Genomic DNA, 17,235 nt, shown 5'->3' with positions numbered 1-17,235 from the left:
AGCGCCCTGGTGGCGGTGGCGGCGCTGCTGTGCGCGGCGCTGCGCTGGGCACCGGCGGCGGCCTGCGCGGGCGGGGTGCTGGCCGTGGTGTGGGCAACGGGCGTGCGCTTGGCGACCAGGGTGTGGCGGGCGGGCAGCAGCAGGGTCTCGGAGATGACGTAGCCCTCGTCCTGCTTGGCCAGGCGGGTGCCGAGGAACAGCTCACCGCTGTCCCACAGCGAGCGGACCAGGGCCACCAGCCGGTCGCTGGGCTGGTAGCCGCGGTACCAGGTGACGAAGTCGTCCCACTGGGTGACCGTGCCCCGCTCCTCGATGAAGCTCGCCATGTCGTAGACGGTGGGCAGCTTCCAGCGGTAGATGCCCTTCTCCAGCGCTCCGGTGGTCAGGAACGGGTAGTTCTCGGAGACGTAGACGGCTCCGCCCGCGGTGACGCCGTCCCGCAGCGGGGTGAGGGCCGGCAGCGCGTGCTCGAAGTCGCAGGTGTCGGCCGCGTCGCGGCTGAAGTCGAAGTCCCGCGGGTAGGCCTGCTGGAAGGTCTCGAAGGAGCCGCACTTGTCGGCGACGGCGTCCATGCCCTGGTAGAACGGCGCCCAGTACGGCTTGCGGGCTCCCAGCATGGCGCTGAAGACGTGGCTGCCGCAGGTCTCGGCGAGGGTCCTGCCCATCGCGGCGAGGTTCTCCGGGGTGTCCAGGCCCGGGATGAGCGGGGCCACGTGGAAGGCCACCGGGATGTCCTGGGCGGCCAACTGCTCGGCGACTCGCAGCCGTTCGATCGGGCGCGGGGCGTTCGGCTCGATGCGGGTCGTGACCTCCTCGTTCAGGGTGATGATGGAGACGCAGACCTCCACCAGCCCGGCCGCGGCCAGTTCGCGCAGCAGGTCCGCGTCGCGCAGCACCAGGTTGCCGCGGGTGAGCACGAAGAGCGGGATCCGCTCGGCGAGTGCGGCTTCGAGGATCGACCGGGTGAGCTTCTGCTCCGCCTCCATCGGCTGGTACGGGTCCGTGGTGGTCCCGATGTCGACGATGCCGAGGTCGCTGCGCGCGGGGATGGAGACTTCGACCGGGCGGACGTGGCGTCCGTATTCACCGGGCCCCTTGTAGAGGCAGTACTGGCACTCGAACTCGCAGCCCTTGTAGGTGTCGGTGTAGGACCGCCAGTGGTGCGCTCGGATCGTCTCCACGGAAGTCTGGAACTCGAATGTGCTCGGAAGTCGGTGCATGGCGTTTCCCCTCAGGTGTTGACGTACGTCCGCTCACCGTCGAACCGAAATCCTCAAACGCTTCCCCCCCTCGGCGCTGGCAACCCACAGCTTCATGACGCCTTGACCGCACGTCAATGAGACGTCGATCCGATTCGTTCTGCGTGCCGCCGATCGGCGAAGGGCCGTGGCGGGGAGAGGAGCGATCCCGTCCGCACCGGGAGATTGTTCCGGGCCGAATCCATTCGGGCCGTCTGCCTGTCTACCGGCCCGGGTCGAACCTGTCCAGCCCCCGCCCGGCCCGGGGGTGGGGCGGGGACGATCCGCCGGCGCGCAACTGCCGCGGCTCCTCAGTTGGGCACCCCGGCCCGCTCCGGACGTGCCCGGAGCACGCCCGGGCGGGTCGGCGCTTCCGCCGTCTTGCCCTCCTCGCGCAACTCTCGTAGCTTCGTGCGCAACGCACCTCATCCTCCATGAGGAGAAGCCGTCCAGGACCTCCGCCGGCCGCCCGGGGCATTCACACCCGGGAAAAGGCCCGGACATCCCGTCCTTTCCTTCACGACCAGCGCCGTTTCCCGCCGGGGCGCCGTGCGTACGCGGCCCGGTCATTCCCGCCTTGCCCGGAGCACGACTCGTTTCAGCAGATGCGGACCGCATCGGAACCCTCGGAGGGGACATTGGCATCCGCCTTTTTGGGGTTGAACATCCTGCACGACACGTCGGCGGCGATCGTCGTGGACGGCGAGCTGGTCTGCGCCGTCGAGGAGGAACGGTTCAACCGGGACCGGCACACCGCCGAATTCCCGAACGCGGCGATCGACTACTGCCTGGAGCAGGCGGGCGTGCGGCGCGAGGACGTGCTCGGCGTCGGGCTCACCTTCGACTACGGGAAGTTCCGGGACAACACCGACCCGTTCGACCAGAACCTGATCGACCACGACGACCTCACGCCGGCCGGCCTGGAGGTGATCCGGAACCTGAACCGGCAGACCTGGCAGGAGGCCACGGAGCAGCTCGAACTGAACGGGTTCGGCCGCGCGAGGCACTTCCGCCACCACCTGACGCACGCCGCCTGCGGCTTCTGGCTCAGCGGGCTGCCCGAGGCGAACGTCCTGGTGATGGACGGCCGCGGCGAGGAGGAGTCCACCTCGCTGTGGAGCGCCTCGGGCACCCGGATCGAGCACCTGGAGTCCTACCCGGTGGCCGACTCGCTCGGGCACCTGTACACGTACATCACCAGCCTGTGCGGGCTGTACCGCAGGAGCGGCCGGCAGGAGCGAGCCGGGCACCTGGGGGCGATCGGCAACGAGGGCAAGACGATGGGGCTCTCCGCGTACGGCTCCGGCCGGTTCGACCTGGACGACGTGGTCACCTTCTCCTCGCAGCGCTACCGGGTGCACCGCGACCGGCTGCGGGAGTTCGACGTCCACAAGGCGGCGCCGGGGCAGCCCGACGACAACTCGCGGGAGCTGGCCTTCGCGGTGCAGCGCAAGCTCGAGGAGGTCTACCACTTCCTGGCCGCGCGGCTCGAAGAGCTCACCGGGCGGCGGGAGTTCGTGCTCGCGGGCGGGGTCGCGCTGAACTGCAACGCCAACGGCGCGCTGGCCGCGTCGGCGCTGGCGGACAAGGTCTTCATCCCGCCGGCCGCCCATGACGCGGGGGCCGCGGTCGGGGCGGCGTTCCTCCAGTGGGTCGAGCACTCGGGCCGGGCGCCGAAGGTTCCCGCCGACCAGATCTACCTCGGCGAGGCGATCGACCGCGCGGCGGTGGCCCAGGCCGTCGCGGCCAGCGGGGTCAGCCGGGTCGCGCGGGTGTCGGACCCGGCCGCGGTCGCCGCGGCGGCCGTCGCGCGGGGCTTCGTGGTCGGCTGGTGCCAGGGCCGGATGGAGTTCGGTCCGCGGGCGCTGGGCAACCGCTCGATCCTGGCGGACCCGCGGAATCCGGCCATGCCCGACAAGATCAACATGCGGGTGAAGTTCCGCGAGTCCTGGCGTCCGTTCGCGCCGTCCGTGCTGGCCGAGAAGAGCGCCGGGTGGTTCGAGCCCGCGATCGAGTCGCCGTACATGCTGCTCTCGCTCAGTGTCCGACCGGACCGGCGGGAGACCGTCCCGGCCATCACCCACGTCGACGGCACCGCCCGGGTCCAGACCGTCACCCCGCAGGCGAACCCGCTCTACCACCGCCTGATCGAGGAGTTCGACCGGCTCACCGGGGTCCCGATGGTCCTCAACACCTCGCTCAACATCAAGGGCGAGCCGATCGCCCGGACCCCGGAGGACGCGATCCGCTGCTTCGTCAAGTCCGGCCTCGACGTGCTCGTCATGGACGACACCGTGCTGTGGAAGGACGACGTCGACCTGGACATCGAGCCGGCCGCCGCCTGAGCGGCCCGCACGGCCCCGGGACGGCGGCGCCCCGGGGCCGGGGCCGGCCCCTCCGCCCGGCCCCGCATCAGCCCATGCATCCGGTCCAGCCCTATCGGAAACGGGATTCCTCATGACCGACCACGACGCCGGCACCCGGGCCACGGTCCCGGTTCACCAGATGGTCGCGGCGCAGGCCGCGGCCACCCCCGACGCCATCGCCCTGCGGTGGGCCGGAGGTGAGCTGACCTACCGTCAAGTCCTCGCTTCGATCCAGCGGTTCGGACGGCACCTGGTGGGCACCCGGCGGGCCGCCCTGCTCAACGACCGCTCCCCGGAGCTCGTCATCGCGGTGCTGGCGGTGCTCGCCGGGGGCGGCGGCTACGTCCCGCTCGACACCACGTACCCGAGGCGCCGGCTCGACTACATGCTGGCCAACAGCGGCGCCGACCGCCTGCTGTGCCGCTCCTCGCTGACGGACCTGATCACCCTCCCCGAGGGGTGCCGGCTGGAGACCCTCGACGACGTCGTGGTGGCCGGCCCCGACGCGGACCCGGCGCCGTCCGCCGTCGAGGTGTCGATGGAGGACACCGCGTACGTCACCTACACCTCCGGCTCCACCGGGTGGCCCAAGGGCGTCGAGATGCCCCACCGGGCGCTCGCCAACATCATCGCCTGGCAGGTGGCCGACTCGGGCTCCACGGTGGGCTGGAACACGCTGCAGCTGTGGCCGCTGAGCGTGGACGTCGCCTTCCAGGAGATCATGGCCACCTGGGCCAGCGGCGGCACCCTCGTCCTGGTCACCGAGGAGATCCGCCGGGACTGGGAGAAGGTCCTCAGGTACCTGGACGAGCAGCGGATCAACCGGGTGTACCTGTCCTTCACCACGCTCTACCAGGTCGTCGAGGCCGCCCACCGCACCGGGCTCTACCCCGCCTCGCTGCGGGAGGTCATCACCGCCGGCGAGCAGCTGCAGATCAACGACTCGGTGCGGTCGTTCTTCGAGCGCACCGGCGCCCGGCTGCAGAACCAGTACGGCATGACGGAGGTGCACATCGTCTCCGCGAAGACGCTGGACGGCGACCCGAAGGCCTGGCCGGACCGGCCGACGATCGGCACGGCCATCGACGGCGCGGTGGTCGAGGTCGTCGACGGGGACCTGAAGCCGCTGCCCCCCGGGGTCGAGGGCGAGATCTGCGTCGGCGGGGCCCAGGTCCCCGGCGGCTACCTGAACCTGCCCGAGCTGACGGCCCAGCGGTTCCGCCCGTGGCCCGGCCACGGCACGGCGTACCTCTCGGGCGACCACGGCCGGCGGCTGCCCGACGGGGAGATCGAGTTCCTCGGCCGCCGGGACACCCAGGTCAAGATCAACAGCAACCGGATCGAGCTGGAGGAGATCGAGATCCAGCTCCGGGCGCTGGCGAGCGTCACCGACGCCCTGGTGACCGCCCACACCGGGGGCGAGGAGCAGTTCCTCGCGGCCCACTACATCCCCGCCCCCGGGGCCGCGACCGGCGCCGAGCAGCTGCGGGAGGAACTGCTCAAGGTCCTGCCGCGGCACTTCGTGCCCACCCGGTACTTCGAGGTGTCGGCGTTCCCCTTCACCCCGGTGGGCAAGGTCGACCGCGACGCCCTGGCCCGCTCGGTCCCCGAGTAGCACCGGCGACGGGGTGCCCGGTCCGCCGGCGGCGGCGGACCGGGCACGCCCGCGCCCCTCGCACCCGACCGCCCACCGCTCCCCTGGGGGTACACCAAGTGGCTCCGACCGTCTACGAGTCGGCCCATCTCGACGCGCTGGAAGCCGAGTCGGTGCACATCTTCCGCGAGGTGGCGGCGACCTTCGAGCGGCCGGCGCTGCTGTTCTCCGGCGGCAAGGACTCCGCCGTCATGCTGCACCTGGCGGCCAAGGCCTTCTGGCCCGCCCCGCCGCCCTTCCCGCTGCTCCACGTGGACACCGGGCACAACTTCGACGAGGTGATCGCCTACCGCGACCGGGCCGTCGCCCGGGCGGGCGTACGCCTGCTCGTCGGCCGGGTGCAGGACGACATCGACGCCGGCCGGGTCAGCGAGCAGACCGGGCCGCAGGCCTCGCGGAACCGGCTGCAGACGGCCACCCTGCTGCGCACGATCCGCGAGCACGCCTTCGACGCGGTCTTCGGCGGGGCGCGCCGGGACGAGGAGAAGGCCCGGGCCAAGGAGCGGGTGTTCAGCTTCCGCGACCGGCTCGGCCAGTGGGACCCCCGCAACCAGCGGCCCGAGCTGTGGAACCTCTACAACGGGCGGCACCACCGGGGTGAGCACATCCGGGTCTTCCCGCTGTCGAACTGGACCGAGCTGGACATCTGGACGTACATCACGGCGGAGGGGATCGACCTCCCCTCGCTCTACTACGCCCACCGCCGGCCGGTGGTGCAGCGCGACGGGATGCTGCTCGCGCACACCCGCTTCCTCACCCTCGCGGACGGGGAGCGGCCGTACCCGGCGACCGTGCGGTTCCGCACCGTCGGGGACGCCACCTGCACCGGCTGCGTGGAGTCGGCCGCCTCGACTCCGGCCGAGGTCACCGCCGAGGTGGCCGCCACCCGGGTCACCGAGCGCGGCGCGACCCGCGCCGACGACCGGGTCTCCGAAGCCGGCATGGAAGACCGCAAGAGGGAAGGGTACTTCTGATGGCTCCGCTCCCCCGGGATCGCTGATGGCTCACCAACTCCTGCGCGTGGCCACCGCGGGCAGCGTCGACGACGGCAAGTCCACCCTGATCGGCCGGCTGCTGTACGACTCCAAGGCGGTCTTCACCGACCAGCTCGCGGGGATCGAGCGCACCAGCCGGGAGCGGGGCGAGCACGCCCCGAACCTCGCGCTGCTCACCGACGGGCTGCGCGCCGAGCGCGAGCAGGGCATCACCATCGACGTGGCGTACCGGTACTTCGCCACGCCCCGGCGCAAGTTCGTCCTCGCCGACTCCCCCGGGCACGTCCAGTACACCCGGAACATGGTCACCGCGGCCTCCACCGCCGACCTCGCGCTGATCCTCGTCGACGCGCGCAAGGGCGTGCTGGAGCAGTCCCGGCGGCACGCGTTCCTGTCCGCCCTGCTCGGGGTCCCGCACCTGGTCCTGTGCGTCAACAAGATGGACCTGGTGGACTGGTCCCGGGACCGGTTCGAGGAGATCCGCGAGGAGTTCCGCCGCTTCACCCTGAAGCTGGACGTGCCGGACCTGTCGTTCGTCCCGGTCTCCGCCCTGCACGGCGACAACATCGTCCACCGGAGCCCGAACCTGCCGTGGTACGAGGGTGCGCCCCTGCTGCACCACCTGGAGGAGGTCCACGTGGCCTCCGACCGCAACCTCGTCGACGCGCGGTTCCCGGTGCAGTACGTGACGCGCGCGCCCGGCGGGGACTTCCGCGGCTACGCGGGCACGATCGCCAGCGGCGTGTTCCGGCCGGGCGATCCGGTCGTCACGCTCCCCTCCGGGCTCACCTCGACGGTGTCGGCGATCTGGGGGCCGGGCGGCGAGCCGCTCGCCGAGGCCTTCGCCTCGCAGGCGGTGACCTTCCGGCTCGCCGACGACCTCGACATCGGCCGCGGCGACCTGCTCTGCCGGCCCGGCAACCGGCCGCACGTCGGACAGGACCTCGACGCGGTGGTCTGCTGGTTCTCCGAGCGGTCCGTGCTCAGGCCCGGCTCGACGTACACCGTGCGGCACACCACCCGCGCGGCCGCCGCCGAGGTCCACGCCCTCGACTACCGGATCGACGTCAACTCGCTGCACCGCGACGCGAGTTCCGCACAGCTGTCGCTCAACGAGATCGGCCGCGTCCGGCTGCGGATCCGACAGCCGCTGATGTTCGACCCCTACCGTCGCAATCGAGCCACCGGCAGTTTCATCCTGGTCGACGACACGACCAACGACACCTGCGGCGTCGGCATGATCACCGGCCCGAGCGCGCCGGCCGACCGGGAGCCGTCCCGCGCGGGCGGCGAGGACGGCGGACAACGGGCCCTACCGGGGCGGACGTTGTGGCTGAGCGGGGCCCCGGCGCCGCAGCTGCGGGACGTCGCGGCCGCACTCGAACGCCGGCTGGCCGCCGCCGGCCACCGCGTCCGCCTGCTCGACGAGGAGACCCTGCGGCGCGGGCTGAACCGCGATCTCGGCCCGGACGCCGCGGGCCGGGCCGAGTACGCGCGCCGGGCCGGCGAGGTGGCCCGGCTGCTCGCCGAGGCCGGCCTGGTGGCGGTGGTCCCGCTGCCCGGCCCGCCCCCGGCCGACTACGGCGAACTCCGGAGGGTCCACGAACGGTCCGGGATCTCCATCGTGGAGATCGTCGCGGACCCCTCGTCCGCGCCGGAGGACGGGGCCGGAAGCGGCCGCCCGCCCGGGGGCCGGCCGGACCTTCGACTGGTCCTTCGCGGCCAAGAACCCACCTCCGTCGCTACTCTGATCCTGCGTCAGATACCGCTGTGAGCGCGGTCATGCGGGGCCGGCGGGTTCCCGGAGGGCGCGTGGCTTGAGTCCTGCGCACGGCCTTGACGCCGACGGCCGACGCGTGCTTCGTTCGTGCCTGCACCATGAAGCGGTTCCCTGAACAGCGGCTCGCGGTCGGCGCATCAGCCCCGGAAGCCCCGGAGTCCAGGAGGACCCACTCCCCGACCGGGGCGGTAGCGGCCTCGGTTCACGCGGATGAGGAGTACCCGTGAGTTCTGCACCCCGGGCGGGTGCCACCGCCGCCCTGCCGGCGCCGAAGGTGCGGCTGGGACTGGCCCTGGCCGTCATCTCAGGTGCGCTGGCGCTCGACGTCGGCAGCCTGAACGTCATCAACGCGGCGCTGCCGGCGATCAGCGAGAGGTTCGACCTGGACAACAGCACCCTGCAGTGGGTCATGACGTCCTACAGCATCACCTTCGCCGGCTTCCTGCTGCTGAGCGGCCGGCTGGCCGACATCCTCGGCCGGCGGCTGATCTTCGCGCTGGGCGTGGGCCTGTTCACCGCCGCCGCCCTGGGGGGTGCGATCGCCCCGAACGAGGGCGTGCTGATCGCCGCCCGCGCCGTCCAGGGCATCGGGGCCGCCCTCTCCGGGCCGGCCGCGCTGGCCCTGCTCGGCGAGGTCTTCCCCGAAGGCACCCCGCGCAACCGCGCGTTCGGCGTCTACGCCGCCGTCGGCTCGGTCAGCGCCAGCGCCGGCCTCGTACTCGGCGGCGTCCTGACCCAACTGATGACCTGGCGCTCGGTGTTCGCCGTGTCCGTGCTGTGCGGCGTGCTGGTGCTGCTCGGCGTCAAGGCGGGCCTGCCCGCGGGCGTCCGGCGCACGGCGCCGCTCGACCTGCCGGGGGCCGTCACGGTGACGGCGGGGCTGATCCTCGCGGTGTTCGGGGTGAGTCAGGGCGAGGAACGGGGCTGGGGCGACCCGCTGGTGGTGGCGTCGCTGGCGGTCGCCGTCGCGCTGCTGGTGTCCTTCGTGCTCCTGGAGCGCCGCGCGACGGATCCGCTCATCCCGATGGAGCTGTTCCGGGCCGTCCCGGTCCGGGCCGCCTTCCTGGCCGCCTCCTGCTCGTACACCTGCGTGGTCGGCCTGCTGTTCTTCGCGCCGCTCTACCTTCAGGAGACCCTCGGCTACTCGCCGCTCACCTCCGCCCTGGCCGTGCTGCCGCTCTCCTGTGCGGTCTTCGTGGTGGCCAACTACCTGTCGGGGCCGCTGCTGGCCCGGTTCGGCCAGCGCCCGCTGCTGGCCGCCGGCCTGCTCCTGGTCGCGCTCGGCATCGCGTCCTGGGTGTGGACCTCGCCCTCCAGCACCTACTGGGTGCACATGCTGCCGGGCATCGTCGTCATCGGCCTCGGCATGGGCGTCGCCTTCCCCGCGATGACCGCCGCCGGCCTCACCGGGGTGCCCGCGGAGCGGCACGGCGTGGCCGGCGCGATCAACGTCGTGGCGCAGCAGATCGGTTCCAGCCTGGGGCTGGCGCTGCTGGTGGTGGTCGCCTCCGCCACGGCCGGCGACGGCGACGCCGGCACGCTGTCCGGGTACCACGGCGCCTACCTGTTCGCGGCGGCGGTCGGCCTGCTGGGCGCCCTGGCGATCGGCGCCGGCCGGGGCTGGGACAGCCGGCCACGGCCGGCCGCGGCGTCCGGGCCCCGCATCGACGCGCAGAGCGCCGACGGCGCCGCGTAGCACCGGGCAAGTCCCCTCCTGCTTAGGCGACATGACGGCGCGTCAGGCAGTGCTCCGGAGGCGCCCGCGCCTCCGGAGCCACGACGGGCCTACTGGGCCGTCCAGCCGCCGTCGACCACCACCGTCTGCCCCGTCACGTGCCGGCCGGCGTCACTGGCCAGCCACAGCACGGCCCCTTCGAAGTCGTCGAAGCGGGCGTCGGCGGGCAGCGGGGTGTTGCGCTGCAGCCACGTCCTGAACTCCCCGTCCTGGTACAGCTCGTCGTTGATCTCGCTGCGGAAGAAGCCCGGGGCGACGGTGTTGACCCGGATGCCGTGCCGGGCCCACTGCACGGCGAGTTCGGTGGTCAGTCCCGACAGCCCGTGCTTGCTGGCGGCGTAGGAGGCCTGCGGCAGACCGGGCAGCCCCACGTGGCCGCTGATCGACGACACGTGGACGATGGAGCCCCGGCCGGCGCGGACCATGTGGGGGAACACCTCCTGCGACAGCCGGAACGGCGCGACCAGGTTGAGGTCGAGCGTCCGGCGGATCGCCTCCAGGGGCTCGTCCTCGGCGGGCGCGCGGCTGAAGATGTCGCCGGCCACGTTCACCAGGATCTCCGGGCCGCCGAGTTCGGCGACGACCCGCGGGACGACGGCCGCCAACTGGTCCTGGTCGAGCAGGTCGCAGGCGATCGGGACGCCCCCGATCTCGTCGGCGATCTTCGCCAGGCGGTCGCGGCGGCGGGCCACCAGGGCGACCCTGGCCCCGAGCGAGGCGATCGCCCGGGCGAGGCCCTCGCCGAGGCCGGACGAGGCTCCGGTCACCACGGCCACCCGGCCGGTGAGATCGAACCGCCGCAACGCCTCCGGGAAGCCGGAATCCACGAAAGCCACCTCCCGAGCCGTGTCGTGGGTGTCACGAGGGCGCCGGCCGCCGAGCCAGCCAGCCGACCGCCCTGTCGATGGCGACAGCCTGCCACCGATGGGTCCGCGGGTCGAGGTAGGCGTCGTCGTCGGGCACCGCGAATCCGTGCGCCGCACCGTCGATCTCCACCAGTTCGCCACCGCTCCTGAGCTGCTCGACGGCGGCCCTGGAGGCCTCGATCGGGACGAACGCGTCCTCGGTCCCGTGCACGAGGAGGGTCGGCGCCAGGATGTCGCCGAGCTCGGTGCGGGCCTGGAGCCAGAACACCTCGTTCAGCAGCGCCCGGCCGTGCCGGACGGTCGGCGAGTGCTCCAGGTACCCCCGTTCGGTGAGCTGCCGCGCGTGTTCCTCCTCGAGGAAGTCCTCGACCCACCAGGGCTTCTGGTCGACGAAGCGGCGCTTGTGGTCGAGTTGGGGGTTGAGCAGCACCAGCCGGGCCACCTCCCGCGGCCGCCGGGCCGCGTAGAGGGCGGCGGTGCCGCCGCTGAAGCCGGTGGCGAGCAGGCTGGTGGCCTCCGTGCCGGCCGCCGCGCGCAGGTGGGCCAGGGCGGCGCGGATGTCGTTCAGGTGCGCGCTGAGCGTCCGGTCCTGCTGGAGTCCCTCGCTCTCGCCGTGGGCCCGCAGGTCGAACCGCAGGCTGGGCACGCCCGCCCGCCCCAGCGCGGCGGCCAGCCTGGTGAAGAGCCCGTTCTCCTCCCGCGTCACGCCGTTGCCGTGCAGCAGGACCACGGCGGGGGCAGCGGGCTCGCGCGGCAGGGTCAGCGTGCCGGCCAGCCACAGGCCGTCGAGCGCGCGGAACCTGGTCCCGGCGGTGTCGACGTCCTCGGTTCTCTCGGTGCTCATCGCGGCTCCACCGGTGCTCGTCGCGGCTCTCCGCGGACGCCGGGACGCGCCGCCGCGCCCGCTCGGCAGGCCGGGCGCGCGCCGGGCGGCCGTTTCCGGTCGAAGCGCCCGGAGTCGGGATCGAACGGTTGCCCGTTACCCGGACATAACGTACGGTTATCAACCATCACACCCGGAACAAGGTTCCATTGCGCGCGCTGTCGACAGGCACCCCCTTCGACCGCCGCGTTTTTTGTGATCCTACCCTGCACCCCATTGCACCCCATTGATCACTCTGACTGGTGACACGGCTCCGGAGACGCCTGCCGAGGTCACCAGAGTCACTCGGGGGGATTGCTGATGATTTCCCAACCTGAAGGCCTTGATCAGAACGCGGTCATTCTGCCGTTCGAGCGGAGATTGAACCGGAACCCGCCTCAGTCGGTTCCGATCCGATCATTGCTGTCATGCGACTCCCCACGGCTCGACGGGGAGAGCGACGCACACGTCCGGGTACTCGCCGAGTCCGAAGCCGAACTGCCGCCGATAATAGTGCATCGCAATACCATGCGGGTCATCGACGGCGCGCACCGGCTGCGCGCGGCCGAATTGCGCGGCGAGACCGAGATCGACGTGATGTTCTTCGACGGCGACGAGGCCGATGCCTTCGTCCTCGCCGTCGAGGCCAATATCGGTCACGGCCTTCCGCTTTCCCGGGCCGACCGGACGGCCGCGACCGAACGCATCATCGCCTCCCATCCGCACTGGTCGGACCGGGCCATCGCGTCGGCGACGGGGCTGGCGGCGAAGACGGTGGCGGCGATCCGCCGGCGCGCGACTGGCAACACTCCCCAGTTGGGCGCCCGGGTGGGTCGCGACGGGCGGGCCCGCCCGCTGGACGCCACCGAGGGGCGGCTGCGCGTCAGCCGGCTGCTGCAGGACGACCCCACCGCCTCGCTCCGGCAGATCGCCGCCAGGGCCGGCGTCTCCCAGGGAACGGCGCGCAGCGTACGGGACCGGCTGGCCCGCGGGGAGGATCCCGCGGCGCCCCGCCGCCGCACCCCGCCGGACCGGAGAACCCCGCCCGAACCGAGAACGCCGCCCGAACCGAGAACGCCGCCCGAGCGGACGGCCCCGACCGAGCGCCGGCTGCCCTCGGCCGCCGCCTCGACCGCCGAGGACCGGGCGCTGCTGCTCAAACGGCTCAAGCAGGACCCCTCACTGCGTTTCAGCGAGGCGGGGCGCAGCCTGATCCGATTACTCGACATCCATTCCCTCGGCGAGGACAAGCTGATACTGCTGCTGGAGGCCGCTCCGGCCCACTGTCGGGAAACCATCACCGAACTGATCAGATCGTGTGCGGACCTGTGGAGCGGACTCGCCCTCCAATGCGAAGAGAAATTCCGGGTCCGATCGCCGGAATGACCCCTTCGGCCGTATCGACCGGACCGGCCGGGTGCTGTATGTTCTCGTGCGGTTCCAACCGGGAACCAGACTGCGCCGGACGGTTTCGGCCGGTGCCCGACGGTGCCCGTCGGGCACCGGAGCCGGAAACGCGACCGATTCGGCCCCGGCCCCAGGGGGTGGCATCCGTGCGTACACCTGCGGTGAAGTTCGATGACGTACCGTTCAACTCGTTCCATTTCCGGGCCGTGCTGTTCTGCGGCGGCAGCCTGTTCCTGGACGGCTATGTGCTGGGGGTCGGCGGCTTCGCGCTGGCCTCCTGGGGTCCGCAGGTGGACCTCAGTCCCACGTGGTACGGCGCGATCGGATCGGCCACGCTGTTCGGGCTGTTCGCGGGCAGTCTGGCGTTCGGCCGGATCACGGACCGGTTCGGGCGGAAACCACTGTTCTTCGCCCACCTCGTGGCACTGCTGCTCCTTTCCCCGGTCCAGGCGCTGGCCCAGGGGCCGCTGTCGCTCTTCGCGGTCCGGTTCCTGATGGGGGTCGCGATCGGGGCGGACTTCACGATCGCCATCACCATGCTCGCCGAGCTCGTGCCGCGAAGACGGCGCGGTCTGCTGCTGTCCTGCCTCAACGTCCTGGCCATCGTCGGACTCGCGCTCGCCTATCCCGTGAAGGCCGCACTGGACGGGCTCGGCGACAGCTCCTGGCGGTGGCTGCTGGCCAGCAGCGCGGTGCCGGCCGTGCTCGTCCTGCTGCTGCGCATCGGGGCGCCGGAGTCTCCCCGCTGGCTGCTCGAGAAGGGCCGGCAGGCCGAGGCGCGGGCGGTGCTGGACCGGTTCTACGGCACCGACGTCCAGATCGAGGCGGGTGACCGGCGGGATCCGGGTGCCTCGGCGGGGATGCGGGAGCTCTTCTCCCGCCGGATGTGGCGGCGCACCGTGTTCGCGGGCGGCTTCTGGGCCTGCCAGGGGCTGCCGTACTACGCGATCTACATCTTCCAGGGGCAGATCAGCGAGGCCGTCGGCCTCGGGACCGGGTTCTGGCCCGGCCTGGTCTTCAACCTGTTCCTGCTGCTCGGCGCGGTGGCCGGGCTGCCGGTCGCCGGCCGGGCCCCGCGCCGCGGCATGCTGCTGTGGACCTTCGCCGTCACGACGGTCGCGCTCGCGGTCCTGGCGGGCCTTCCCAAGGACCTCGTCGTGCTCCACGTGGCCGCGTTCGCCGTGTTCGCCCTGGTGCTCGCCGCGGCGACGAATCTCCAGTCGGTCTACCCCGGCGAGCTGTTCCCGACGGAGCTGCGGGCCACCGGCGTGGGGGTGGCCACCGCCATCAGCAGGATCGGCGCCTGCGTGGGCACCTTCCTGCTCCCCATCGTCATCGACCGCTTCGGCATCCAGGTCTCGCTCTACGGCCTGGCGGCCGTCCTGGCCCTCGGGTTCGCGCTCACCCGGGCGTGGGCGCCGGAGACCCAGGACCTCGCGCTGGCCGAGGCCAGCCGGGTCGCCCCGCCCCCGGCTCCGCCCGGGGACTCCCCCGGCTCCGCGGCGGCCCCGCGTTCCACCGAGGAGCTGCGGCGGAACCTGCGGTAGGGACGGGGGAGTTCGGCGAGGGGCCGGGCGGTTCGTCCGCCGAGGACCGGGTCCTGTCGGTGCCGACCGGCCCGGCCGGGGACGGCCCGCGCGGCCGGGGCGCTCACCGACGGGGAGGCGTCCGGCTGGAGGGCCGACCCGCGTGAACGGGCGGAGCCGTCAGGGCTGTTCCTCGCGCTGCCGGTGTGCACGGCGGCGGGCGACCGGCCCTGACGGCTCCCCCTCGCTCACACCTTCGCCAGCGCCCGCCGCAGGTCCGCCCAGATGTCCTCCGGGTGCTCGATGCCCACCGAGAGCCGCACCGTGCCCGGGCCGATGCCCACCGCCGCCAACTCCTCGTCCGACAGCTGCCGGTGGGAGGTGCTGGCCGGGTGCAGGACCAGGGTGTGCACGTCGCCCAGCGACGGCGCCAGCGAGGCGAGCCGGACGGACTCGGTGAACGTCCCGGCCGCCGCGCGGCCGCCGGCCAGGTCGAAGGCCAGGACGCCGCCGTGGCCGTCGGGCAGCAGCCGGCGGGCGAGGTCGTGGTCGGGGTGGGCGGGCAGGCCCGGGTAGTGGACGGCGGTGACCGCGGGGTGGGCGGCGAGCCGGCCGGCCAGGTCGAGCGCGGTCTCGCAGTGGCGGCGGACCCGCAGGGCGAGCGTCTGCATCCCGCGCAGGGTCAGCCAGGCGGCGAACGGGTCGGCGGAGGAGCCGAGTTCGAGCGAGCGCCGCCAGACCCGCCGGTGCAGCTCCGGGTCGGCGAAGACGGCGACGCCGCCGAGCACGTCCGAGTGCCCGCCGAGGTACTTGGTCACGGAGTGGATCACGATGTCCGCGCCGTGCTCGATCGGGCGGCAGAGCAGCGGGGTCGCGAAGGTGTTGTCCACCACACTCACCACCCCGGCCCGCTTCGCGACGGCGATCAGCCCGGGCAGGTCGGTGACCCGGGTGGTGGGGTTGGAGACGGTCTCCAGCAACAGCACCCGGGTGCCGGGCCGCAGCGCGGCCGCCACCCCGTCGGGGTCGTCGCCGCTCACGTAGCTGACCTCGACGCCCCAGCGCTCGGTGAGGTCGGCCAGCGCGCCGACGGTGCCGCCGTAGAGGCTGCGCTGGGCGATCACGTGGTCGCCGGCGCGCAGCAGGGCGAGCAGGACGGTGTTGATCGCGCCCATGCCGGAGGCGGTGGCGAGGGCACCGGTGCCGCCCTCCAGCCCGGCGACGGCCTGCTCCAGCGAGCGGACGGTGGGGTTGCCGTAGCGGTTGTAGAAGAAGGCGCCGTCCGGTCCGCCGTGGGCCTCGGCGAGCGCGTCGCTGGTGTCGAAGGCGAACAGGTGGCCCTGGTGCAGCGGGACGCCGAGCGGACGGCTGCCGGCCACCTCGGCGAGCGGCGGGTGGACGACCCGGCTCTCGGGGCGCAGCTCGTCGTTCGTACCGGAGGTCGCGTGCGGGGCCCCTTGGGGGTGGAAGTCGCTCATGGCGCCCATCCTCGGACGGCCCGGCATCCCGGACCAGGGCCAATCGCCGTCAAGTGGCCTGCCCCGGGCGGTCGTTCCGGCTCCACCGCCCGGGGCGGCGGCATCGAACGCCCGGGTCGCGGCCGTGCACGGCGTGCGGCATGCGGACGGCGTGCGGCATGCGGGCGGCATGCGGACGTGCGGCTACTTGCGGCGGCTGAAGATCCGCTTGGCGGCGTAGACGATCCCGACGATCAGCAGCACGACCAACAGGATGATCAGGATGATCACGACCAGCAGGAACTTGCCCAGCTTGGCGAAGAAACCCTTTTTCTTCTTCTTCTCGTCCTTGGCCGCGAGGTGCGCCGCGTCGGCGGCGGACACGGCGCGCGCCTCGGTGCGGACCTCCCGCCCGGAGTCCGCAGCCACGGCGCCGGTGCCCGACGCACCGGGGTTCGCGGCGGCGGCCGCGACGGTTCGGGGTGCGGCCACCGCCGCCGCGCCCGATGCCGCGGCGGTGAGGCCGACGGCGGCCAGCAGGGCCACCAGGGCGCCCGCTATCGAACGTGCGATCCGGTCAGTCATCGTGCTCCTCGTACGGGTCCAGTGCGGTCCGAACCAGCCGGTCCGACCAGCCGGTTTCCCCTCCGCTCCGGTGCGGTCCACCGGCGCTCTACAACGCTGTAAAGCTTAGCGACGAGCCCTGGCCGGATCGGCCCCGGATGCCGGTCGGCCCGTCAGCGGTCGCTCCCAGGGACGGACGGGACCCCCCGTACGGTTCCGCCGGGGCGTCAGCCCCTTCTGTTCAGAGGCCCGCCACGGGCAGCAGTAGGACCCGCGCCGGGTCGAACGGCTGCCAGAGTGCGGGCTGGCCGCTGCGGCCGACCCGCAGCCGGCACCAGCGCCGCCCGGCCGCGTCCTGCCACCACGCGCTGATCCGGCCGAGCGCCCAGGCGCCGCCCCCGAGGTCCACCTCGACCGGCTGGTAGACCCACTGGACCTCCCGCTCCGCCGGTTCCGTCCCTGCCGGTTCCGCCTCTGCCCGGTCCGTCTCCGCCGGGTCCGTCTCCGCCGGGTCCGTCGCCGTGGGACCTCCGGCGGACACGACACTGCACTGACTCTCCATCACGGCTCCGCCTCCCGACCCGGGCCCGGCCACCGGACGCCCGCTCGGGGGCGGCCGACGGCCGGGGGTGCAGCTCACGTCCGGAACTCTACAGTTGTGTAGAGGTCGGCGGGGGAATTCCGTCGAAGACGATCGACCCGGGCCGGGCACAGGCACAGGGCGCAGGCCGGGCCGGGCCGGGCCGGGCCGGGGCCGGGGGTGAGCCGCCCTCAGCGGCCCTTCC

At 72.8% G+C, this 17,235-nt stretch carries 13 protein-coding genes; 7 read left to right on the top strand and 6 right to left on the bottom strand.

Features of this window, described 5'->3' with window-relative positions:
- Positions 1-1,181, bottom strand: a 1,181-nt coding sequence (locus ABZW03_RS21270; protein WP_355260354.1) for a radical SAM protein, incomplete at its 3' end; no start/stop codon positions are given.
- 710 nt (positions 1,182-1,891) lie between these two features.
- Between ABZW03_RS21270 and ABZW03_RS21265 the strand changes: the two genes are divergently transcribed.
- The 5 genes from ABZW03_RS21265 (at position 1,892) to ABZW03_RS21245 (ending at position 9,729) form a co-directional block, all read left to right on the top strand.
- The gene (locus ABZW03_RS21265) at positions 1,892-3,583 is read left to right on the top strand and encodes a carbamoyltransferase C-terminal domain-containing protein (RefSeq protein WP_355260352.1); all 1,692 of its coding nucleotides are present in this window, start codon (positions 1,892-1,894) and stop codon (positions 3,581-3,583) included.
- 112 nt (positions 3,584-3,695) lie between these two features.
- On the top strand, positions 3,696-5,219 hold the full coding sequence (locus ABZW03_RS21260; protein WP_355260349.1) for an amino acid adenylation domain-containing protein: 1,524 nt from the start codon (positions 3,696-3,698) through the stop codon (positions 5,217-5,219).
- Between the two features lie 98 nt (positions 5,220-5,317).
- Positions 5,318-6,232 carry a sulfate adenylyltransferase subunit CysD gene (gene cysD, locus ABZW03_RS21255; protein WP_355260346.1) on the top strand — a complete coding sequence of 305 codons (915 nt, stop codon included), beginning with the start codon at positions 5,318-5,320 and terminating at the stop codon, positions 6,230-6,232.
- 25 nt (positions 6,233-6,257) lie between these two features.
- Positions 6,258-8,027, top strand: a complete 1,770-nt coding sequence (locus ABZW03_RS21250) for a bifunctional sulfate adenylyltransferase subunit 1/adenylylsulfate kinase (protein WP_355260343.1) — start codon at positions 6,258-6,260, stop codon at positions 8,025-8,027.
- Positions 8,028-8,256: 229 nt separating this feature from the next.
- Positions 8,257-9,729, top strand: a complete 1,473-nt coding sequence (locus tag ABZW03_RS21245; RefSeq protein ID WP_355260340.1) for an MFS transporter — start codon at positions 8,257-8,259, stop codon at positions 9,727-9,729.
- A gap of 89 nt (positions 9,730-9,818) precedes the next feature.
- Here the strand turns inward: ABZW03_RS21245 and ABZW03_RS21240 are convergent, their stop codons facing one another.
- Both ABZW03_RS21240 and ABZW03_RS21235 read right to left on the bottom strand, forming a co-directional pair.
- Positions 9,819-10,595, bottom strand: a complete 777-nt coding sequence (locus tag ABZW03_RS21240) for an SDR family oxidoreductase (RefSeq protein WP_355260337.1) — start codon at positions 10,593-10,595, stop codon at positions 9,819-9,821.
- Positions 10,596-10,626: 31 nt separating this feature from the next.
- Positions 10,627-11,478, bottom strand: coding sequence for an alpha/beta fold hydrolase (locus ABZW03_RS21235; protein WP_355260334.1), 852 nt, complete (start codon positions 11,476-11,478; stop codon positions 10,627-10,629).
- A 339-nt stretch (positions 11,479-11,817) separates the two neighbouring features.
- Here ABZW03_RS21235 and ABZW03_RS21230 point away from each other — a divergent pair, with 339 nt between their 5' ends.
- Together ABZW03_RS21230 and ABZW03_RS21225 are read left to right on the top strand one after the other, a co-directional pair.
- Positions 11,818-12,882, top strand: a complete 1,065-nt coding sequence (locus ABZW03_RS21230) for a ParB N-terminal domain-containing protein (RefSeq protein ID WP_355260331.1) — start codon at positions 11,818-11,820, stop codon at positions 12,880-12,882.
- A 182-nt stretch (positions 12,883-13,064) separates the two neighbouring features.
- A complete protein-coding gene (locus ABZW03_RS21225; protein WP_355260328.1) occupies positions 13,065-14,450 on the top strand; it encodes an MFS transporter in 1,386 nt (461 codons plus the stop codon).
- A gap of 227 nt (positions 14,451-14,677) precedes the next feature.
- On the opposite strand, the gene ABZW03_RS21220 is transcribed toward ABZW03_RS21225, so the two are convergent.
- The 3 genes from ABZW03_RS21220 to ABZW03_RS21210 all read right to left on the bottom strand — a co-directional run bounded on the left by ABZW03_RS21220 (position 14,678) and on the right by ABZW03_RS21210 (position 16,991).
- The gene (locus ABZW03_RS21220) at positions 14,678-15,907 is read right to left on the bottom strand and encodes an aminotransferase class I/II-fold pyridoxal phosphate-dependent enzyme (protein WP_355260325.1); all 1,230 of its coding nucleotides are present in this window, start codon (positions 15,905-15,907) and stop codon (positions 14,678-14,680) included.
- A gap of 183 nt (positions 15,908-16,090) precedes the next feature.
- Complete coding sequence (locus tag ABZW03_RS21215; RefSeq protein WP_355260322.1) at positions 16,091-16,471, bottom strand: hypothetical protein; 381 nt, start codon at positions 16,469-16,471, stop codon at positions 16,091-16,093.
- Positions 16,472-16,691: 220 nt separating this feature from the next.
- Positions 16,692-16,991 (bottom strand): hypothetical protein, encoded by a 300-nt coding sequence (locus ABZW03_RS21210; RefSeq protein WP_355260319.1) that lies wholly within the window; start codon positions 16,989-16,991, stop codon positions 16,692-16,694.
- Between the last annotated feature and the right edge of the window lie 244 nt (positions 16,992-17,235).

This window comes from Kitasatospora sp. NPDC004799, from assembly GCF_040609095.1.
Taxonomy (GTDB): domain Bacteria; phylum Actinomycetota; class Actinomycetes; order Streptomycetales; family Streptomycetaceae; genus Kitasatospora.
This window is presented reverse-complemented; position numbering and strand designations above follow the sequence as displayed.